Here is a 21026-nt window from a genome sequence, read left to right on the forward strand (position 1 = left end):
CGCCAAAACATGAATTTTCGGCAAGTTTCCACGCGACCGGGAATTCCAGTATCTTCGGAGATTCCATGAGAAACAAACGAATTCTCATCCGTCGAATATTGCATAAAACTCATGAATTACCGTCGCCTGACCCCGTCGATGTCATTGCTGCTCGTGTTCGAGGCCGCCGCCCGGCATGAAAGCTACACGCGCGCGGCCGAGGAACTGTCGCTGAGCCAGAGCGCGATCAGCCGGCAGGTCCAGACGCTCGAGGATCAGCTCGGCGTGCCGCTGTTCCGGCGCGAGGGGCGCTCGGTCAAGCTGACCGAAGTCGGCCGCCGCTACTTTGCCGAACTGAGCGGCGCGCTCGGGCGCATCCGTGGCGCGACGCTGCAGGCGATGTCGCATCAGGCGGGCGCCGGCACGCTGCGGCTCGCCACCTTGCCGACGTTCGGTTCGAAATGGCTGCTGCCGCACCTGCACGACTTCTACGCCGCGCATCCGGGCGTGACCGTGCATCTTCATTCGCGGATCGGCGCGATCGATTTCCTGCACGACGACCTCGACGCGGCCATCACCGTCGGCGCGGGCGACTGGCCCGGCCTGCACGCGCACCGGCTGTACAACGAGTTCCTGATCGCGATCGCGCCGCCCGACCCGGGCCGTGGCCGCAAGGCCGACGCGCGCACGCCGGCGTGGGCCGCCAAGCAGACGCTGCTGGGCGTGACGAGCAACCAGCAGGCGTGGGCCGAATGGTTCTCGCACTATCGGCTCGATCATCGCCAGATGCGGATCGGCCCGAGCTTCGAGCTGACGTCGCACCTGATCCAGGCCGTGCGCGCCGGGATGGGAATCGGGCTGGTGCCGAAGGTGCTGGTGGAGGATGAACTGAGCCGCGGCGAACTCGTGTCGATCGGCGACGCGATTACCAGCCAGCGCAGCTACTACCTCGTCTATCCGCCGGGCAACGAGACGCTGCCGTCGCTCGTCGCGTTCCGCGAATGGCTGATGACGTCGTGCTGACGCGCGGCCGGCCGCGGGCCGCTCAGGTGCGCCATTCGCCGAGAATCTGCTCGGCCAGGTAGTCGCACGGCGGGCGCGCGGACTGCGCGCTGCGCGCGAGCACGACTTCGATCTCGCCCAGCGGCGGCAGCCCGTGGCTTTCCGACAACTGCATCAGGTGATCCGGGATGCAGCAGCGCGCCAGCGGCGCGACCGCGAGCCCGGCCTCCACCATGCTCAGCAGCCCGAGGTGACTCGGGCTTTCGTACGACATCCGGTACGGGATCTTCTGCCGGTTCAGCGCCTTGACCGCCCGATCGCGCGCCATGCTGCCGCCGTACGTGAAAAACGCCACCGGCAGCGGCCGCTCCTCCCACACGTCGCGCTTCGGCGACCCGGCCCAGACGAGCGGCTCCATCCGGATCAGCTCGCCGGTCACGCCCTTGATCCGCGTGAGGCACGCGAGGTCGACCGTGTTGTCCTTCAGCATCGGCACGAGCGCGCTGCTCGGCTGGCCGATCACGCGCACTTCGACACGCGGGTGCATCGCGGCGAATTTGCCGAGCACCTGCGGCAGCAGCGACGAAATGTAGTCGTCCGGCACACCGATCGTCACGCGGCCGCGGATCTCCGGACGCACCACCGACGCCCATGCCTCGTCGCGCAGCGCCAGCATCCGGCGGCCATACTCGGCGAGCATCGTGCCGCCGTCGGTCGCCGTCACGTTGCGCGTGTCGCGGACGAACAGCGGCTTGCCGAGCGCGTCTTCCAGCGCCTTGATCTGCATGCTCACCGCCGACGGCGACCGGTGCACGGCCTGCGCGCCCTGCGCGAACGATCCGGTTTCGGCGACGGCCACCACCATCGCGAGCACATCGAGGTCGAGCTTTTTCATGTCGATTCAGGAAATCTGATCAATCGATTCAGTTTATCCCGTTTTACTGTTCGCCTCCACGGCCGGACAATGAACTCCGTCAGCACTCACTCGATGCAGGAAGCGGAAACATGCAACCCTCCGGATCGCTCTACGGATTTCTCGCCATCGGCGGCATGCTCGCGGTCACGCCCGGGCCGAACATGGTCTACGTGATGTCGCGCTCGATCGCGCAAGGCCGCACGGCCGGGCTCATTTCGCTGGCCGGCGTGATGATCGGCTACCTGTTCTACATGTTCGGCGCGGCGTTCGGCATCACGACGCTGTTCATGAGCGTGCCCTATGCGGGCAGCGCGCTGGGCGCGGTCGGGGCGGTCTACCTGCTGTACCTCGCGTGGCAGGCCGTGCGGCCGGGCGGACGTTCGCCGTTCGAGGTGCAGGCACTGCCGAACGAGCAGCCGATGCGCCTGCTCGCGATGGGCGCGACGACCAGCGTGCTGAACCCGAAGCTCGCGATGCTGTTCGTGTCGCTGCTGCCGCAGTTCATCGACTACCGGCAGGGCAGCGTGTTCGGCCAGTCGCTGTTTCTCGGGTCGCTGCTGATCGCCGCGTTCGCGTCGGCCAACGGGCTGGTGGCGATCTGCTCGAGCAGCATCGCGAAGCTCCTGCACGGGCGCCCGACGCTGCTGCTCGCGCAGCGCTGGGCGATGGGTGCGGTGCTCGGCGGGCTGGGCGTGCAGATGGTGGTCGAAGCGTCGAGAATGGCGGGCGCGGCGTAACGGCGGCGACGCATATCGCGACGCACGTCGGCTCACTGCGTCGGCAGTTCGGCTTCCAGCTCGCGCAACCGTTCCGGAAACCGCACGCGCAGCACCACGAACCACGCGACCCCGACCGCCAGCAGCACGACGAACACATAAGGCAGCCATGCGTAGACGCCGTCCGGCACCGGGTACACGCTGCCGGCGAGCGGAATCGCAAGCAGCACGACCGCGACGGCGCTGATCGCGACGTGCCGCGCGCGCAGCCTGCGTTGCCGGCGCAGATAGAGCGGTGCACCGACCGCGACCAGCACGTATGCGAGCAGCCAGCCATAGGTGGCAATCGAGCTGAGATAGCCGTACGAATCGAGCAGCGTCGTGCCGTGTGCGGTCGACACCAGCGCCGTCGCCAGCGCGAGCACCGCGATCAGCGCGACGGCGACGTGCGGCGTCGCATTCGTGTCGTGCGCGCGCCCGGTCGACGCATGCAGCACGCCCTGCCGCCCGAACGTATAGACGATGCGCGCCGCCGCGTTGATCGACGAGAAGAATGCCGCGAAGAAACTGAGCGCCACCCCTGCGTCGATCAACACGCCGATCCACCCGGCGCCGAGCCGATGCGCGAGCACCGCGAGCGGCCCGTCGACGCGATCGAGCGGCGGCGTCTGCCCGTGGAACGCGCTCACCATCCCGTAAGCGCCGACCACGAACAGCAGCGCCGGACCGACGACGCTGATCAGTACCGCGCGCGGAATCGCGCGGAACGGGTCGCGCGCCTCGGCGCCGAGCACGGTCGCGCTCTCGAACCCGGTGAAACTGAAGAACGCGAGCACCATCCCGAGCTGCAGTTGCGTCGGCTTCACGCCTTCGAGCGTCAGCTGCGCGCGATCGACGGGATGACCGCCGAATGCGATCGCCCCGATCACGACGGCGGCGATCAGCAGCAGCGTCGCGAGTTCGACGAACAGCGTGAAGCGCGTGGACAGCCGGATGTCGCGAAACGCGATGTACCACGCGGCAAACGCGGTGACGACGGTCAGGCCGAGCACTGCGCCGACCGGCGTCGCGCCGCCAAGCAAGCCGGTTTCGCGGCCGAACACGAGGAACGTATTGATCGTGCCCTGCAGGATGCCCGCCGCCGCAAACGCATACGCGATCAGCAGCGACCAGCCGCAGATGGCGCCCCACGTCGGCCCGATGCCGACGGACACGTACGCATAGAGCGCGCCCGGCGATGCCGAATCGCGCGCGAACACGGCAATGCTCCACGACGAGAACAGCAGCGCGACGATCGCGAACAGGTACGCGAGCCACGTGCCGTTGCCCGCCGTCGCGAATACGGCGGGAATCAGCACGCCGATCCCGCCCGACACGCCGACGAGGCCGATCGACTGCGCGATCAGCTCGGGCAGGCTCAGGTAGTTGCGCCGCAGGCCGCTGGCGTGCGGCGCGAGGCCCGGGGCGGGTAGCGCTTGCGCGGATGTAGCCGGATGATTCATCGATTCACCTCGTCATGATTGAAGCGGTGCGGTGCGTGCCGGTCAGTTCCACGAATGGCGCGCGGGCTTCACGCCGTTGAGGTAGTAGTTGCCGATCGCGTGGTATTTCCAGCGCACGGGATCGTGCAGCGTATGCACGCGCGCGTTGCGCCAGTGGCGGTCGAAGTTGTATTTCGCCAGCGTCGACTTGCTGCCGCCGAGTTCGAACAGCTTGCTTGCGGCGAGCAGCGACACTTCGGTCGTCGCGATCTTCGCCTCGCCCACCGCGATCGCGGCCTGCGCGACCGTCTGTTCGTTCGGCTCGCGCTTCGCGGCGTCGACGAAGCGCCCCGAGCGCTCGAGCAGCGCCTCGGCCGCATGCACGCGATAGGCGATGTCGCCGATCTGTGCGATCGTCAGTGGATCCTCGCTCGCGCGCTCGACGCCGCTGTCGATCCACGGACGCGCATGCTGCCGCACGAAGTCGATCGTGTCCTGCAGCGCGGCGCGTGCGATGCCGAGATCGATCGCGGCCGTCGTGATCTGCGCGAACGGCCCCGCGAAAGTCGGACGATCGTAAGAACGCTGCGTGTGGAACATCTCGAACGGGCTCACGCGCACGTTCTCGGCGATCACGGTGCCGCTCGCGGTGGTACGCTGACCGAAGCCGCTCCAGTCGTCCACCACGGTCAGCCCCGGCGCACCCTGCGGCACGAATGCGAGTACGGCCTGGTCCGACTCGTCGAGCGCGAGCACCGGAATCCAGTGCGCGAACAGCGTGCCGGTCGAATAGAACTTGCGGCCGTTCAGCACGAAGCCGTCGCCGTCACGGCGCACGCGCGTACGGATGTCGAGCACGTTCTTGCCGCCCGCTTCGGAAAACGCATTGCCGTAGCGCGTGCCCTTCAGCACGAGATCGAAAAAGAAGCGCTTCTGCGCATCGCTGCCTTCGAGACGAATGTCTTCGACCAGGCAGTAGTGATTCTGCGGAATCTGGCCGATCGACGGGTCGGCCTGCGACACGATCGCGATCACTTCCGCGAGCGTGACGTTCGATACTTCCGCACCGCCGTATTCACGCGGCACGGTAATGCCCCACAGGCCGCTCGACGAGAACAGCTCGATCTCGTCGAACGGCAGCTGACGTTCGCGATCGCGCAGCGCGGCATGCTCAGCCAGTCGCGCCGCGATACGGTGCGCGACCTCGATGGCCTCGGCATCCGAGCCGATGACCGGAACGAGCGCCGCATCCGCTTGCGGTTGCGGTTGCGTGGTTTCTTCGATGATTTCCGTGGACATGAAATTTCCGGCAAATGACATGAATCGATCGACGGTGCCGTTCCGCCCGCCGTCGATCGCCTGTTCGGGAATGCGGGGACGTCCGACCGGGTTCGTCCGCGACGGTCGCTGCGCGAGCCGATCAGGCGCCCCGCTCGCCGCTTGCGTCAGCGCGGTCTCGCGTCGGTGTCGCGCATCACGCGGGCACTGCCTGCCGCTGCGCTTCGAGTTCGCGCACGAGCGGCAGCACGCGCTTGCCGAAGTACTCGACTTCCTCGATGAAGTGCAGGAACCCGGCCAGCACGAGATCGACGCCGATCGCCTTCAGCGCGACGATCCGCTCGGCGATCTGCTGCGGCGTGCCGATCAGGTTCGTGCGGAAGCCGTCGTTGTACTGCACGAGATCCTCGAACGTCGATTTCGCCCAGTTGCCCTCGCCTTCGGGCGACGCCTTGCCGGCCTCCTTCACCGCATCGCCGAACGCGTGCACGGCCTCGACGTGCGCGTGCCGGATGATGTCGTCGAGCACGGCCTTCGCCTCCTCCTCGGTATCGCGTGCGATCACGAACGCGTTGACGCCGATCCGCACGCGATGGTTGTTCGCGGCCGCCTTCGCGCGGATGTCGTCGATCTGCGCCTTCAGGTTCTCCGGCGTATTGCCGTTCGTGAAATACCAGTCCGACACGCTCGCCGCGTTGTCGCGCGCCGCACGCGAACTGCCGCCCTGGAAGATCTCCGGATGCGGCTTCTGCACCGGCTTCGGGCTCAGCGTGTAGTCGTTGAAGCGGTAGAAATCGCCCTTGAACGTGAAGTTGTCCTGCGTCCAGATGCCCTTCAGCGCCTGGATGAATTCCTTCGAGCGCCGATAGCGTTCGTCGTGTTCGAGCCACGGCTCGCCGATTGCGGTGAATTCGCCCTTGAACCAGCCGCTGACGACGTTAATCGCGATGCGCCCGTTCGAGATGTGGTCGATCGTCGCGAGCTGCTTCGCGACCACGGCCGGATGCCATGGCCCCGGCAGGATCGCGGCGAGCACCTTGAGCTTCGTCGTCGCATGCAGCAGCGCCTGGCTGAACGACACCGACTCGTGCTGGTATTCGGCGCCGTAGCCGGCCGTGAAGCGGATCTGGCTCAGCGCGTAGTCGAAGCCGGCCGCCTCGGCCGTGCGCGCGAGCTGCTGGTTGTATTCGAGGCTCCAGTCGGTACGTTGCTCGATCGTGCTGACGACGAGGCCGCCGCTGACGTTCGGCACCCAGTATGCGAATTTGACGCCGTCGGCGGAAGGGTCGGGAAGGCTCATGAAGGTGTCCTGTCGAAGGGGAAACGAAAAAGCGGCTTACGCGGCCGCGGCGGAAAGCGCGGGCACGCGCAGTTGCGGCACGGCGCGCTCGACAGCGAGTGCGATGCGCTCGCGCAGCGCCGGGTTCGCGATCCGGTATTGGTCGAAATCGCTTTCGGATGCATACACGCCGATCGGCAGCGTGCGCGCCTGGAAGAAACTGAACAGCGGTCGCAGTTGATGATCGATCACGAGCGCATGACGCTCGCTGCCGCCGGTGGCCGCGAGCAGCACGGGCACGTCGACGAGCGCATCGTGGCGCACGAGGTCGAACAGGTGCTTGAACAGGCCCGTATAGGACGCCCGATAGACCGGGCTCGCGACGACCAGTACGTCAGCCGTCTCGATCACGCGGATCAGTGCGTCGAGGTCGGCCGGCACCTGCGCGCGCGTCAGTGCGCCGGCCAGCCGGCTGCCGATTTCTCCGAGTTCGATCAGCCGCGTGTCGATCGGCAGCGCGGCGCCGAGTGTCGCGACGATCTCGTGGATCAGCGCCAGCGTGCGCGACGGCCGCTGCAGGCTGCCCGATATCGCGACCACGTTGAGGGGATTGCTCATGCGATGCGTTCCTGTTGTCGAGCCGCATGTCGATGCGGCGATACCGCTTCGAGTCAGCAAGGAGCGTGCCATTGGCGCAGGCCGTGTCACTGCGTGATCGTCTGCATCGCGAAGTTCCGTGTGGTCGCCCGCCTGGCACAGCGTTCGCTCAAATGCGCGAGCGCGGCAAGCTTTCCGATGCTTGCGTCACATCGTTAGTCCACGGCGCGATGAACCGGGCGAAGCGGTCGTGCTCGAGCGCTGCTGCTCAGGAAGCAGCGCATCGCACGCCGCGACATCGAATTCGACGCTTCGACGTCGCATCGATCGCGCTCACCCGCACCATTGCTGGTTCCGCAGCAATCGCGCTTTGGTTATCAGAAATCGATGCTTTTCGCGCGCGGAGAAACGTTGAACACTCTGCTGACCACGCAGCAGCCGGACCGCCGCGCCCGCCGACACGGGCCTGCGTCGCCGGCCATCCAACGGTTCATCGCCATGACTTTCACTTCCGCATCGTCGCGCCCGCTCAACCTTCGTGTCGTCGCCACGCCCCGCAACGCGTCGGAAACGCACGATCCGGGCGACCTGCCCGCTGCGGAGCACACCGCATCCGTCCTGACGTTGCCCGGACGCCACGCACAGGTCCGCGCGCGGGCGCAGGTGTTCGCCGACCCGCGTTCGCTCGCGCTGCTCGAACAGGTGCGCCGCGTCGCGCCGAGCGACGCGAACGTGCTGATCGTCGGCGAGACGGGCACCGGCAAGGAACTGATCGCGCGCCACGTGCACGAACTCGGCGCTCGCCGCGACGGGCCGTTCGTCGCGGTGAACTGCGGCGCGTTCTCCGACACGCTCGTCGACAGCGAACTGTTCGGCCATGAGAAAGGCGCGTTTACGGGTGCCTTCAGCGCGAAGCCCGGCTGGTTCGAGGCCGCGCACGGCGGCACGCTGTTTCTCGACGAGATCGGCGACCTGCCGCTGTCGATGCAGGTCAAGCTGCTGCGCGTGCTGCAGGAGCGCGAGGTCGTGCGGCTCGGTTCGCGCACGGGCATTCCGGTCGACGTGCGCGTGGTGGCCGCAACCAACGTCGATCTGCAGCAGGCGGTGGCCGCGGGGCATTTTCGCGGCGACCTGTTCTACCGGCTCAATGTCGTGCAGCTCGCGGTCCCGCCGCTGCGCGAGCGGCCGGGCGACATCCTGCCGCTCGCGCGTCACTTCTTCGACGACTATCGCAGCCGGCTCGGCTACGGCCCGCGGAGCATCGATCCGCGCGCCGAGCGCCGGCTCGCGGCACACGGCTGGCCCGGCAATATCCGCGAACTGGAGAACGTGATCCATCATGCGCTGCTCGTGTGCCGTCACGACGCGCTGCGCGACACCGACCTGCACCTTGCATCGCCATGCATGCCGCCGGCCGCCGTGCATGCGCCCGAATCGTCCACCCACGCGCAGGCAGCGTTCGAACGCGCGCTGCGCGACCTGTTCGACGACGGACACGGCAACCTCTTCGAACACATCGAGGACACCGTAATGCGTGTCGCGTTCGACTTCAGCCACCGCAACCAGATCCGTGCCGCGCAGTTGCTCGGCATCAGCCGCAACGTGCTGCGCGCGCGGCTGATCCGCGCAAGGGAAATTACGGCGCTGAAGTAACCGTCCCGACGGCGCGATCGCGCCGCAATCCGTGCAGGGATGTCCGAACCTGATGTATCGTGGCGCGAAGCATGTGCTTCGTTGCCGCTCCTGCATCCGGTTGCCCGTCACGCGACCGTCCGCACCCGGTGACCGGGCACCCGCACGATTCTCCGCAATACGAAAGCCGGCCGGCGCCCGTGCGGGCCCGGCCGTGCCCCGTTCACCCGTCCGGAATCCGTCGCCATGAAAAAGCTTGTGAACCGCCCGTCCGATGTCGTGCGAGAAATGCTGGAAGGCATCGCGCGGCAATCGCCGCATCTCGCGATCCTCGGCGACGAGCACGTGCTCGTCCGCCAGCCGTTGCCCGAACCGTCCCAGCGCCCTGTCGCGATCCTGTCCGGCGGCGGCAGCGGCCACGAGCCCGCACACGGCGGCTACGTCGGTGAAGGGATGCTGAGCGCGGCCGTGTGCGGCGAAGTGTTCACGTCGCCGTCCACCGACGCCGTGCTCGCCGCGATCCGCGCAAGCGCCGGCCCCAACGGCGCGCTGCTGATCGTGAAGAACTACACGGGCGACCGGCTCAATTTCGGGCTCGCCGCCGAACTTGCGCGCGCCGAAGGCATTCCGGTCGAAACGGTCATCGTCGCCGACGACGTATCGCTGCGCGGCCGTGTCGATCGTGGCCAGCGGCGCGGCATCGCCGGCACCGTGCTGATCCACAAGCTCGCCGGCGCGGCCGCCGCGCGCGGGCTGCCGCTCGCGCGTGTCGCGGCCATCGCGCGCGACGCGGCGGCCGAGCTCGGCACGATGGGTGTCGCGCTCGACGGCTGCACGATCCCCGGCGCCGACAAATCGGGCTTCAGCCTCGGCGACAACGAGATCGAGCTCGGTCTCGGCATCCACGGCGAGAAAGGCGTCGAGCGCCGCGCACCGCTGGCGGCCGATGCACTTGCCGATACGCTGCTGTCGAGCATCGTCGCCGATCTCGTGCTCGACCGCGACGAACGCGTCGCGCTGTTCGTCAACGGACTCGGTGCGACGCCGGACATGGAACTCGCGATCGTGCTGCGCGCCGCGTACGACAACCTGACCCGGCGCGGCATCGTCGTCGCGCGCGCGTGGGCCGGCACGTTCCTGTCCGCGCTGAACATGCCCGGCTGCTCGATCTCGGTGCTGCGGCTGAACGACGAACGCGCGTCGCTGCTCGACGCGCCGACGCAGGCGCGTGCGTGGCCGGGCGGCGGCGCCGTGAATGCGCAGATCCGCGTCGCCGCGGCCGCGTCGCAGGATGCCCCGTTGCCGCCGCTCGATGCGGCCGGTCGCGCATGGGCCGCGCGCCTGCAGCCGGCGCTGCAGGCGGTCGCACAGACGCTGGTCGACCACGAGCAGACGCTGACGGACCTCGATGCGGCGGCCGGCGACGGCGACCTCGGCGCGAGCATGCTGCGCGCCGCGCAAGCGATCCTCGCGTTGCCCGACACCGCGTACGCCACACCGGCCGGCGCGCTCGCGGCGCTCGGCGCGGCATTGCGCCGCGCGATCGCCGGCAGCTCGGGACCGTTCTACGCGACCGCGCTGCTGCGCGCGTCGCGCCGGCTGGCCGATATCGCCGACCCGTCGGCACGCGACTGGGCCGCGGCGTTCCGCGCGGCCGTGGATTCGATCAGCGAACTGGGCGGTGCGCATGCCGGCGACCGGACGATGCTCGATGCGCTGGTGCCGGCCGTCGACGCATTCAGCCGCGCACTCGACAACGATCGCGATACCGCAAGCGCATGGACGGCGGCCGTCGAAGCAGCCGTGGAAGGTGCAGAGGCAACTGCTCAGATGACGCCGCGCGCGGGGCGCGCGAGCTATCTCGGCGAGCGCGCGATCGGCACGCCGGATGGCGGCGCGGTAGCCGTGTCGTACTGGTTGCGTGCATTGCAGCCGCACGTGCGCTGAACGGCGACGAACACGCCCATCCAGCCCGTCAGCAGCACCTGCCAGCCGTCGGCCCACGGGTGCGGGTCCGGCGCGCCGACGCGGAACGGCGCGGTGAACATCGCGACGAGATAGAACAGCATGCTGAACGCGAGCAGCACGGTGGCCGGGCGGCCCATCGGCGGACGGATGGGCGCGGAGGAAGGCGTCGTCGAGTTCATGGTTGCGTCAGGCGCAGTGTCGCGTCGAAGCGAATGCCTGACGCATCACGCTCAAACGCCTTCAACCAGCACCGCGCGATAGCGCGCGCCCTTGAAACGGTGCTGGACGACAGTCTGGTATTCGGGACCGTGGTACCACGCGTGCGCCGCTTCCTTGGACGGAAACTCGACGATCACGACACCCTCCGGCCCTTCGCCCTCCAGAATTTCCTGAGCGCCGTAAGCGGCCAGCACCTTCACGGGATGACCGGCAAGCGTCGCGCCGACCTTGCTCCCGTAGATGTCGAGTTCGTGCTGGTCCTGTGTGCTTTCCCTTGTGAACACGATGTAGGTTGCCAAGATACGTACCCCTTGTGCGATGGATGGGAGAAATCGCGCGCGCCACCGGGCCGGCGGCAGCACGCACCGAGCCGGGACGCCGGCCGGATGGGCGGATTATAGATGTTTGCCGGGAAGCGGTACGCGCGGTCCACGCCCTCGCGTTCGCCGGGGGTTGGCACCGCGCAGCTGTCTTCGGCCGATCCACGCGCCTGAGCGCGCCGGCACCGGGCCAGGGACGGGTCTTGCAACCCGTCGCCGCCGAAAGCACCGACGTGCATCAGGCCAACGTCGCAGTCGCCTGCATCGCCAGCCAGCCATCGCGATCCTTCGCCCACAGTTCGATCGTGCTGCCGTCGTCCGACGGCTTGCCGCACAGCGTGAACGGCTCGCCGTCGAAGATCGGGCGCACCGCGCGGAACGCGAAGCTCGCGAGCGTCGCGCCCGGCCGTTCGCGATGCACGAGATCGACGAGCAGCGTCGCAATCAGCGGGCCGTGCACGACGAGCCCCGGATAGCCTTCTTCCTGCGTCACGTAGTTGCGGTCGTAGTGGATGCGGTGGCCGTTGAAGGTCAGCGCCGAGTAACGGAACAGCATCACGGCGTCGGCCGCGACGGTGCGCGCCCACGTTTCGCCCGCGGGTGCCGCGACCGGCTTCTGCACCGGCGCGCCCGGCTGCGGCGCGTCGCGATAGACGATGTCGTGCTCCTCCTCGACGCACAGCGCACCATCGGATTCGATCCGGTGCTGCACCGTCACGAACACGAGCCGCCCGCTGCGGCCTGTCTTGTCCTCGATGTTCGCGATCGTCGATTCGCGCGTCGCACGCCGCCCCGCGCGCAGCGGCGCATGAAACGTCAGCCGGCCGCCGGCCCACATGCGGCGCGGCAGCGGTACAGGCGGCAGGAAGCCGCCGCGCTTCGGGTGGCCGTCAGGACCGACCTCGGCCAGCGGCGCGACGGGCAGGAAGTACAGCCAGTGCCATATCGGCGGCACGACGTCGCCGGGCGACGGACGGTCGAGCGTGGCGGCCAGCGCGTTCAGCGGGAACGCGGTGATGTCGTCGCCGAGCGTTTCGGTCTTGCCGAGCCACGCGTCGAGTGACGCGGGGGCGGCGGGCTGCAAGGATGAGTTCGACACTGATGGAGTCTCCGGTACGCTGGCAATGTTCCTAATATGCACGCCGCACACCGTTTCGCGAAGTCGGCATTGCCGAACCGAGGCTTCGAATTTGCTTGACGCATGCGGCCTTGCGCGTCCTGCCCGACGATTTTCGTCTGACCATTCAATATAGCCGCCACGCGCGATTCCTGCGATTTTCGGCCCCCCCTTACAGCTTGACCACCGCCGGCACGCCGCCTAAATTGCTTCTGACGGACCGGCCGCGCCACGAGCGACATGTCATCCGGGTGACAGGAAACGATAGTTTGCTATCGAATGTTTTTACCCCTATCATCTCGGCCATGACCAATCTGCACGACCTCCGCCTCGCCGTCAGCAGCCTGCTCGTGCTGTCCGCGCGCAAGTGGCGCCGCACCAGCGACGGCGTGCTGAACGCATACAACGTGTCCGAAGCCTGCGCGACGCCGCTCCTGATCGCCGGCCGGCTCGGCGAGGGCGTGCGGCAGGGCACGCTCGCCGAACACGTCGGCATTGAAGGGCCGTCGCTCGTGCGCCTGCTCGACCAGCTGTGCGCGGCCGGCCTCGCGCGTCGCGACGAGGATCCGCACGACCGTCGCGCGAAGACGATCTCGCTGACGGCCGCCGGCCGCGCGGTCACCGCGAAGATGGAAGAAGACCTGCGCGTGCTGCGCGCCCGGGTGCTCAAGGGCGTGTCGCGCGCCGATCTTGAAACGACGCTGCGCGTGCTCGAGGCGTTCAACGCGTCCGAGTCGCACGCGCCCGGCACGCGTCTCCCCCACGCCGACGACACTGCGTCATGACCTATCCGAGCCTTCGCGACTGGCTGTTCTCGGGCAAGACGTTCGCCGCGTCGATGCTGGCGCTGTACCTCGGCCTGTATTTCCAGCTGCCGCGCCCGTACTGGGCGATGGCGAGCGTCTACATCGTGTCGAACCCGTTCGTCGGCGCGACGCGCTCGAAGGCGCTGTACCGCGCGCTCGGCACCGCGCTCGGCGCGGCCGCCGCGATCTTCTTCGTGCCGCCGTTCGTCGAGACGCCGCTCCTGTTCAGCATCATCGTCGCGACCTGGTGCGGCACGCTGCTCTACCTCGCGATCTCCGACCGCACCGCGCGCAGCTACGTGTTCATGCTCGCCGGCTACACGATGCCGCTGATCGCGCTGCCGACCGTGACCGATCCGTCCACCATATTCGACGTCGCGATCGCGCGGACCGAGGAAATCGTGCTCGGCATCGTGTGCGCGAGCGTGGTCGGCAGCGCCGTGTTCCCGAACCGGCTCGCGCCGACGCTGATCGAACGCACCGACGCGTGGTTCAAGGACGCCGCGTTCTACGGCCGCGAGACGCTGTCCGGGCATATCGCCGGCAAGGCACTGTCGGCCTGCCGGCAACGGCTCGCGGCGACGATCACCGGCCTCGAATTCCTGCTGAGCCAGCTGAGCTACGACCATGCGCACCCGCGCATCCTGGCGCGCGCGCAGGCGCTCGCGGGCCGCATGCAGTTGTTCCTGCCGCTGATGTCGTCGCTCGCCGATCCCTTGATCGCGTTGATGCGCGACCTGCATGTGCGCCCGCCCGCCCTCGACGCACTGCTGGCCGACGCCGCGAAATGGTTCGACGCACCGCTGCCGGCCGTGAAAGCCGGCACCGACGGCGACATGGCCCATGATCCGGTCGCGGACAACCTGCGCGAGCGCATCGCCGCGCTGCAGCCCGCCGACAGCGCGCTGGCGAGCTGGGATGGCGCACTGTTGTCGAACGCGTTGTGGCGGCTGCGCCAGGTCATCGACATCTGGCAGGACTGCCGCTCGCTGCGCGCGCTGATCGCGAACGAATCGGGCGTGTGGCAGCCGCGCTACCGGCACTGGCGGCTCGGCGGCACCGAGCGCTTCTTCGATCGCGGGATGATGCTGTTCTCGACGCTGACCGTCGTGCTCGCGATCGTGTTCGCATGCTGGCTGTGGATCTCGTCCGGCTGGCACGACGGTGCGGCGGCCGTCACGCTCGTGGCCGTGTCGTGCAGCTTCTTCGCCGCGCTCGACGAACCCGCGCCGCTGGTGTTCAAGTTCTTCCTGTCGACCGCCGCGAGCGTCGTGTTCGCAGGCCTGTACCTGTTCGTCGTGCTGCCGCACGTGCATGACTTCGCCATGCTCGTGCTGATGTTCGCGGGCCCGTTCATCCTGATCGGCACGCTGCTGCCGCGCCCGCAGTTCAACATGGTGACGATGCTCGTCGCGGTGAACACGGCCACCTTCATCAGCATCCAGAGCGCGTACGATGCCGATTTCTTCGTGTTCCTGAACAGCAACCTCGCGGGTGTCGCCGGGCTGCTGTTCGCATACGTATGGACGCGGGCGACACGGCCGTTCGGCGCGGAACTCGCGGTGCGGCGCCTGCTGCGCGCGGGCTGGGAAGACGTCGCGCGCTCCGCGTCGACGCAGCCGCTCGACGACCAGCGCAATCACGCATCGCGGATGCTCGACCGCGTCACGCAGTTGCTGCCGCGCCTCGGCGCGTCCGACGACCACCGCCACCCGTCGATCGAAAGCTTCCGCGACCTGCGCATCGCGCTGAACGCGCTCGACCTGCGACGCTCGCGCCGCCGCCTGTCCGGCGACGTGCCCGACGCGATCGATCGCGTGCTCGCCGGCGTCACCGATCACTACGCACACTGCGCGGCAGCGAACGCGCGCCAGCCGGTGCCGCCCGCGCTGCTCGCGACGATCGACGACGCGCTGCACCGCGTGGCCGGCCGCAACCTGCCGGGCACGGCACCGGCCGACGGCGGCACCGCGCCTGCGGCCCCGGCCACGCACCGCCGGCTGCGCGACACGCTGCACGCGCTCGTCGGGCTGCGCCTGTCGCTGTATCCGGCCGCCGCCGGCCAGGCGCCACAGGCACCGGACGGAGCACGCGCATGACCCGACTTTCCAACCTGCCCTTCCGACCGCGACCATGATCGGCGAAATCGACATCTTCGGCGTATTCGTGCCGGCTCCGCTCGTGCTGATGCTGATCGCCTACCTGATCAACATCGTCGTGCGCGCCGTGCTCGAGCGCGTCGGCTTCTACCGCCTCGTCTGGCACCGTTCGATCTTCGACCTCGGCATCTACGTGTTCGTGCTTGCCGCCGTCGTCATCGCTTCCCACCGTCTCGTGGCTACCTAACGTGAAAAAATCCTGGCTCTCGGCAGGGCAAATCCTGCTCACCCTGATCGTTGTCGTCGTGGCCGGCCTCGTGCTGTGGCGGATCATCAATTACTACATGTTCTCGCCGTGGACGCGAGACGGGCACGTGCGCGCCGACGTGATCCAGGTCGCGCCGGACGTGTCGGGCCTCATCACCTCGGTTCAGGTCGCCGACAACCAGGAGGTCAGGCGCGGCCAGGTGCTGTTCGTGATCGACCAGGCGCGCTACACGCTTGCGGAACGGCTCGCCGAAGCGACGCTCGCGCAGCGCCGCGCGACACTGGCCCAGGCGAAGCGCGAATACGCGCGCAACCTGCAGCTCGGCAACCTGGTCGCGAGCGAACAGGTCGAGGAAAGCCGCACGCGCGTCGAGCAAGGCGAGGCCAGCGTCGCCGACGCGCAGGTATCGCTCGACACGGCGAAGCTGAACCTGCAGCGCACGACGATCGTGAGTCCCGTAGACGGCTACCTGAACGACCGGGCGCCGCGCGTCGGCGAATACGTGCCGGCCGGCCGCGCGGTGCTGTCGGTCGTCGACCGCAATTCGTTCCGCGTCGACGGCTACTTCGAGGAAACCAAGCTGCGCGGCATCCATATCGGCCAGCCGGTCGACATCATCGTGATGGGCGAGCCGCATGCGCTGCGCGGCCACGTGCAGAGCATCGTCGCCGCGATCGAGGATCGCGACCGCACGCAGGGCGCGAACCTGCTGCCGAACGTGAACCCGGCGTTCAGCTGGGTGCGGCTCGCGCAGCGCGTGCCGGTACGCGTCGTGCTCGACGAAGTGCCCGACGACTTCCGGATGATCGCGGGCCGCACCGCGACCGTGTCGATGCGCGACGCCGACACGCGCCGGAACGGCACCGCAAAACCGGCTGTCGGTGCCAGCGCGGCCTCGGCTGCGGCGCCGGCGTCTGCGGCAGCCGCGGCAGCCGCCAGCGCGGCGGGAGCATCGCAATGAACCGGCACGGTCTGCGCCTCGCGGCCGCATTCGCGCCGCTTGCGCTCGCACTCGGCGCGTGCAAATCCGTCGGCCCCGACTACACGCTGCCGCAGCAGGCGTACGTGAACGCGCCGCTCGCGAACCATGCGCTCGACGACGCGAACGGTACGCTCGTGTCGCGCGACGCGCTGCCCGGCAACTGGTGGCAGCTGTATGACGATCCCGTGCTCGACGCGCTCGTGCGCGATGCGCTGAAGTCGAACACCGACCTGCGCGTCGCCGCGGCCAACCTCGCGCGTTCGCGTGCGGCGCTGGAAGTCGCGAGCCAGCAGGGCGGGTTCTCGGGCGGTGCCGAAGCCGCCGTGCAGCGCGCGCAGGAATCGGCCGAGCAATACCTGCTCGAGAACAAGCTGCCGGTCGTCAACGAAGGCGCGGTCGGCATCAACGTGTCGTACGAGATCGACCTGTTCGGCAAGCTCCGGCGCGGTGTCGAAGCCGCACGCGCAGACAGCGACGCCGTGAAGGCGGCCGGCGACCTGGCGCGCATCACGGTCGTCGCCGACGTCGTGCGCGCATACGTCGAATCGTGCTCGGCCGGTGACGAGCTGGCGATCGCGAAGCAGTCGCTTGCGCTGCAGAAGCAGCGCGTCGCGCTGTCACAGCGGCTGCGCGATGCCGGGCGCGGCAACCAGACCGACGTGACGCGCGGCGTGACGCAGGTGCGCACGCTGGCCGCCGACATCCCGCGCTTCGAAGGCCGCCGCAAGGTCGCGCAATACCAGCTCGCCGCGCTGCTCGCGCGCGCGCCGGCCGACCTGCCGAGGGCCGTCGCCGAATGCGAACGGCTGCCGAAGCTGCGCCAGCCGATTCCGATCGGCGACGGTGCCGCGCTGCTGCGCCGCCGCCCCGACGTACGCGAAGCCGAGCGGCAGCTCGCCGCCGCGACCGCGCGGATCGGCGTGGCGACCGCCGCGCTGTATCCGTCGATCAGCATCGGTGCGTCGGCCGGCTCGGTCGGCGTCGCCGCCGACCTGTTCTCGTCCAACACGAATCGCTGGTCGTTCGGTCCGCTGATCAGTTGGTCGTTCCCCGTCAACGGCCAGCGCGCACGCGTGCGCGAAGCCGAGGCCGCGACGGGCGGCGCGCTCGCGCATTTCGATGGCGTCGTGCTGAATGCGCTGCGTGAAACGCAGTCGAGCCTCGCGACCTATGCGGCCGACGTGCAGCGCACCGATGCGCTGCGCACGGCGTACGAATCGGCGCGCAATTCCGCCGACGAAACGCATCGTCTCTATGCCGCCGGCCGCGAGTCGTTCATCTCCGATCTCGATGCGACGCGCACGCTGACGAGCGTGCAGGCGCAGGTCGCGGCGGCCGAAGGCCAGGTCGCGGCCGATCAGGTGCGGCTCTTCCTTGCGCTGGGCGGTGGGTGGGAAGGCGACGGCGCAGCGGTTGCCCGGGATGCCCGCCCCGCCAACGCGCGTGCCGCCGCGACGCCTGCCGGCAACGAATGATCGCCTCACCGGTATCACTTCACCACATGACGACTGTGCGGCGAAACGCCCTGTGCTTGCGGGTATCCCTGATTCGCGCCATAGCATCCGGAGGACGACAGTCACCCGCGTTGACGGTAAGCTGATCGACGCATTTTCATTCACCTGCCGTTGCCGCTCCGGCAGCGGCATCACTCGGAGATCCATCATGCGAACCAGCGCCCGCAACCATTTCGCCGGCCAGGTCGGCGCCGTCAAGCCCGGTGCCGTCAACGACGAAATCACGCTCCGCACGCAGGACGGCCTCGACATCGTCGCCGTAATCACCCACGGCAGCGCGGCTACGCTGGGCCTCGCGGCCGGCACGAAGGCGTTCGCACTCGTCAAGGCGTCGTCGGTCATCGTGATGGTCGACGTCGACAGCAGCAAGGTATCGGCGCGCAACTGCGTCGCAGGCACCGTCGCGTCGGTCACGAAGGGCGCGGTCAATGCGGAGGTCGTGATCAAGGCCGCGGGCGGTGCCGAGATCGTCGCGATCGTCACCAACGACAGCGTCGATCGTCTCGGCCTCGCGAGCGGCTCGGCTGCGTCCGCGATCTTCAAGGCATCGAGCGTGATCGTCGGCGTCGAGTGATCGCGAACCGATCCGCGCCGCGTATTCGCGCGGCGCAGTTGTCATGCGGATACACACGATGACCGCCTCGTTCGATCGCGCGCATGAACAGGCGCTGCAATCGCTGCAATCTGCGGCAGCCCGTGCCGGCACACCCGACGCACAGCTGTTCGGTACGCTCATCGCAGCACGCGCGTGCCGCAACGAACTCTCGCTGCTGGGCCTGACTCCCGGACAGTTCGCCGGCCTGCTTGCCCGGCAGTTTCCGCACCTGACGCCTGCCGCGATCGCCGCACTCATGCCGACGGTCACGCTAGCACGACTGCCAGCGGCCCACGCCGAGTTCGTCGCGACGCTTCACGCGCGGCTGATGGACGACGCGAATCCCGCCGTCACCCACGACGATGCCGACTGCGTCGCATCGATCGTCGCGCATGCGTGCCTGCGCCCCGATCACCTGTGGCGCGATCTCGGGCTCGACGGGCGCGACGCGGTATCCGCAATGCTCGATCGCTATTTCCCTGCGCTCGCCGCGCGCAACGTCACCCACCTGCGCTGGAAGAAATTCCTCGCACAGGAAGTGGCGGCCTCGCTTGGTGCGCCTCCGGGTCCCGCACCGGGATGCCCAGGCTGCGAGGATTTCGGCTTCTGTTTTCCGCACGCGCGATAGCGTCACGGTGGCCCGGGCCGTCCACTTGCGTCATCGTCATCGTGGACAGGTGCGACACGCATCCCATAGACGGTCACCTTGCGGCGCGCGCTGCCTGCCGTCCACGATTGCGCTCAATGCCGATGCCGGTGATGAATGTCGGGAAAGTGCGCGTGGCTGTGCGTGATCGGCAGATGTACGTGCGGATGCGAGTGCGGCTCGTCGCCGTCGTACGCAAAGTCATGCGTATGCTGGTGATGTTCGTCGTGCCGATGCCGGTGCGTGTGCTCGAGCCGCTCGTGCTCGTGCGTGTGCTCATGCCGTTCGCGCACATGCAGCCAGATGCCGAGCGCCATCAACGCCGCGGCGACCCAGAAAGTTGCCGGCGGCAGCGCGGGCCAGATCAGCAACGACAGCACGACGCCGAACAGCGGCGCGATCGAGAAATATGCACCGGTGCGCGCACTGCCGAGATGGCGTAGCGCGACGACGAACAGCACGAGGCTGATCCCGTAGCCGCCGAGCCCCGTCAGCATCGCCGCGGCCGCCACCGGTACGGGGGGCAGCATCGCGCCGGTCGCCAGCGCGATGCCGATGTTCACGGGCCCGGCGATCAGCCCCTTCAAGCACGCGATGACCATTGCGTCGTTCGCGGCGACCTTGCGGGTCAGGTTGTTGTCGAACGCCCAGCACAGGCATGCGCCGACGATCAACAGCGCGCCAACCGGCACGCCGGCCCGGCCTGGCGTCCACGACAGCAGCGTGCCGCCGGCGACGATTGCGACCATGCCGAGAAACACCTGCGTATCCACGTTCTCGCGAAACACGACCCACGCGATGACGGCCGTCAGTACGCCTTCGAGATTGAGCAGCAGCGCACTCGTCGCCGCCGGCGTGCTCGACAGCCCGAGCATCAGCAACGCCGGGCCGGCCACGCCGCCCGCGACAATCGCGCCGGCCAGCCACGGCAGGTCGGCGCGCTGCAGCGGTGCGGCGTCCGCCGCCGGTGCGCGACGGTTGTGCAGCCTGCGCAGCAGGATCCCGATGCCGAGCCCGACGCCGCTGCCGAGATAGAACAGGCCGGCGACCATGAACGGCGACATCGCGCCGACCAGCGCCTTGGCGAGCGGTGTCGCGGCGCCGAACAACGCGGCGGCGGTGAGTGCGACAAGAATCGCGGAATGTCTCGGGTTCATGATCCGGTTTGAATTGACATCGAAAATTGGCCGACGTGACTTCGGATCGTGTCGGCGCACGCTTGCCGCACCTTTCGAAATGCAAGCTGCATCGTGCGGCCCGACGATCCAGTCGGGATTATCGCGCGTCATGATGTCGCGATGACCTCAACCGGATCGTTCGCATCGTGCTCCGATATTCCGACATTTTTTAGGGAAACGAATTATCTGGAAAATCGATCTGTTCATTCAGGTATGCAAATCATCTACCTGAAAATGGCAAGCGCATGCCGTACCATCTGACGAGCGCGCTTCGTCGGGATGCGTTGCCTGTCTGACGCGGGATAGGTGTGTGCTGGCCGGCAAGCGCCGGGAAGGCAGTCCTGACCTGCCTCTGTCGAGGCAGGTCAGTCTGTCGTGTCATGCGCCACATGCGATGTGCATGCGGGTGCGCGCCGTGCCGTAGACGGCGGCGG

At 68.2% G+C, this 21026-nt stretch carries 20 protein-coding genes; 11 read left to right on the forward strand and 9 right to left on the reverse strand.

Annotated elements, in window-relative coordinates:
- Positions 1 to 111 precede the first annotated feature (111 nt).
- Positions 112 to 1002, forward strand: a complete 891-nt coding sequence (locus tag DIE03_RS35125; protein ID WP_124456690.1) for a LysR substrate-binding domain-containing protein — start codon at positions 112 to 114, stop codon at positions 1000 to 1002.
- Positions 1003 to 1024: 22 nt separating this feature from the next.
- Here DIE03_RS35125 and DIE03_RS35130 read toward each other — a convergent pair whose 3' ends face one another.
- A complete protein-coding gene (locus tag DIE03_RS35130; protein WP_124456691.1) occupies positions 1025 to 1876 on the reverse strand; it encodes a LysR substrate-binding domain-containing protein in 852 nt (283 codons plus the stop codon).
- A 110-nt stretch (positions 1877 to 1986) separates the two neighbouring features.
- On the opposite strand from DIE03_RS35130, the gene DIE03_RS35135 reads away from it, so the two are divergent.
- Positions 1987 to 2634, forward strand: a complete 648-nt coding sequence (locus tag DIE03_RS35135) for a LysE family translocator (RefSeq protein WP_124456692.1) — start codon at positions 1987 to 1989, stop codon at positions 2632 to 2634.
- 32 nt (positions 2635 to 2666) lie between these two features.
- Here the strand turns inward: DIE03_RS35135 and DIE03_RS35140 are convergent, their stop codons facing one another.
- The 4 genes from DIE03_RS35140 to msuE all read right to left on the reverse strand — a co-directional run bounded on the left by DIE03_RS35140 (position 2667) and on the right by msuE (position 7269).
- A complete protein-coding gene (locus DIE03_RS35140; protein ID WP_124456693.1) occupies positions 2667 to 4115 on the reverse strand; it encodes an APC family permease in 1449 nt (482 codons plus the stop codon).
- Between the two features lie 42 nt (positions 4116 to 4157).
- Positions 4158 to 5393, reverse strand: coding sequence for an SfnB family sulfur acquisition oxidoreductase (locus DIE03_RS35145; protein WP_124456694.1), 1236 nt, complete (start codon positions 5391 to 5393; stop codon positions 4158 to 4160).
- Positions 5394 to 5568: 175 nt separating this feature from the next.
- Positions 5569 to 6672, reverse strand: a complete 1104-nt coding sequence (sfnG, locus tag DIE03_RS35150; RefSeq protein ID WP_124456695.1) for a dimethylsulfone monooxygenase SfnG — start codon at positions 6670 to 6672, stop codon at positions 5569 to 5571.
- 36 nt (positions 6673 to 6708) lie between these two features.
- Positions 6709 to 7269, reverse strand: a complete 561-nt coding sequence (gene msuE / locus DIE03_RS35155; protein WP_124456696.1) for an FMN reductase — start codon at positions 7267 to 7269, stop codon at positions 6709 to 6711.
- Positions 7270 to 7746: 477 nt separating this feature from the next.
- Between msuE and DIE03_RS35165 the strand changes: the two genes are divergently transcribed.
- On the forward strand, positions 7747 to 8901 hold the full coding sequence (locus tag DIE03_RS35165; RefSeq protein WP_124456697.1) for a sigma-54-dependent Fis family transcriptional regulator: 1155 nt from the start codon (positions 7747 to 7749) through the stop codon (positions 8899 to 8901).
- A gap of 225 nt (positions 8902 to 9126) precedes the next feature.
- Entirely contained in the window at positions 9127 to 10827 is a 1701-nt protein-coding gene (gene dhaL, locus DIE03_RS35170) for a dihydroxyacetone kinase subunit DhaL (protein ID WP_124456698.1), read from the forward strand.
- On the opposite strand, the gene DIE03_RS35175 is transcribed toward dhaL, so the two are convergent.
- The 3 genes from DIE03_RS35175 to DIE03_RS35185 form a co-directional block, all read right to left on the reverse strand.
- The gene (locus DIE03_RS35175) at positions 10737 to 11027 is read right to left on the reverse strand and encodes a hypothetical protein (RefSeq protein ID WP_124456699.1); all 291 of its coding nucleotides are present in this window, start codon (positions 11025 to 11027) and stop codon (positions 10737 to 10739) included. The genes dhaL and DIE03_RS35175 overlap by 91 nt on opposite strands.
- A gap of 51 nt (positions 11028 to 11078) precedes the next feature.
- Entirely contained in the window at positions 11079 to 11366 is a 288-nt protein-coding gene (locus tag DIE03_RS35180; protein ID WP_124456700.1) for a DUF1330 domain-containing protein, read from the reverse strand.
- Positions 11367 to 11625: 259 nt separating this feature from the next.
- Positions 11626 to 12486, reverse strand: coding sequence for a MaoC family dehydratase N-terminal domain-containing protein (locus tag DIE03_RS35185; protein WP_124456701.1), 861 nt, complete (start codon positions 12484 to 12486; stop codon positions 11626 to 11628).
- 323 nt (positions 12487 to 12809) lie between these two features.
- On the opposite strand from DIE03_RS35185, the gene DIE03_RS35190 reads away from it, so the two are divergent.
- From DIE03_RS35190 to DIE03_RS35220, 7 genes are all read left to right on the forward strand, one after another.
- Positions 12810 to 13289 (forward strand): MarR family winged helix-turn-helix transcriptional regulator, encoded by a 480-nt coding sequence (locus DIE03_RS35190; protein ID WP_124456723.1) that lies wholly within the window; start codon positions 12810 to 12812, stop codon positions 13287 to 13289.
- Entirely contained in the window at positions 13286 to 15409 is a 2124-nt protein-coding gene (locus DIE03_RS35195) for an FUSC family protein (RefSeq protein ID WP_124456702.1), read from the forward strand. Before DIE03_RS35190 ends, DIE03_RS35195 begins: the two co-directional genes overlap by 4 nt.
- A gap of 34 nt (positions 15410 to 15443) precedes the next feature.
- Complete coding sequence (locus tag DIE03_RS35200; protein WP_124456703.1) at positions 15444 to 15656, forward strand: DUF1656 domain-containing protein; 213 nt, start codon at positions 15444 to 15446, stop codon at positions 15654 to 15656.
- Between the two features lies 1 nt (position 15657).
- Positions 15658 to 16638 carry an HlyD family secretion protein gene (locus DIE03_RS35205; RefSeq protein ID WP_124456704.1) on the forward strand — a complete coding sequence of 327 codons (981 nt, stop codon included), beginning with the start codon at positions 15658 to 15660 and terminating at the stop codon, positions 16636 to 16638.
- Positions 16635 to 18134 (forward strand): efflux transporter outer membrane subunit, encoded by a 1500-nt coding sequence (locus DIE03_RS35210; RefSeq protein ID WP_124456705.1) that lies wholly within the window; start codon positions 16635 to 16637, stop codon positions 18132 to 18134. Before DIE03_RS35205 ends, DIE03_RS35210 begins: the two co-directional genes overlap by 4 nt.
- A gap of 187 nt (positions 18135 to 18321) precedes the next feature.
- Positions 18322 to 18747, forward strand: coding sequence for a molybdopterin-binding protein (locus DIE03_RS35215; RefSeq protein WP_124456706.1), 426 nt, complete (start codon positions 18322 to 18324; stop codon positions 18745 to 18747).
- A gap of 58 nt (positions 18748 to 18805) precedes the next feature.
- On the forward strand, positions 18806 to 19396 hold the full coding sequence (locus tag DIE03_RS35220) for a nitrogen fixation protein NifQ (RefSeq protein WP_124456707.1): 591 nt from the start codon (positions 18806 to 18808) through the stop codon (positions 19394 to 19396).
- A 113-nt stretch (positions 19397 to 19509) separates the two neighbouring features.
- Here the strand turns inward: DIE03_RS35220 and DIE03_RS35225 are convergent, their stop codons facing one another.
- Complete coding sequence (locus tag DIE03_RS35225) at positions 19510 to 20571, reverse strand: DMT family transporter (RefSeq protein WP_124456708.1); 1062 nt, start codon at positions 20569 to 20571, stop codon at positions 19510 to 19512.
- Between the last annotated feature and the right edge of the window lie 455 nt (positions 20572 to 21026).

Origin of the sequence: Burkholderia sp. Bp8992, assembly GCF_003853705.1 — a bacterium.
Taxonomy (GTDB): Bacteria; Pseudomonadota; Gammaproteobacteria; order Burkholderiales; family Burkholderiaceae; genus Burkholderia.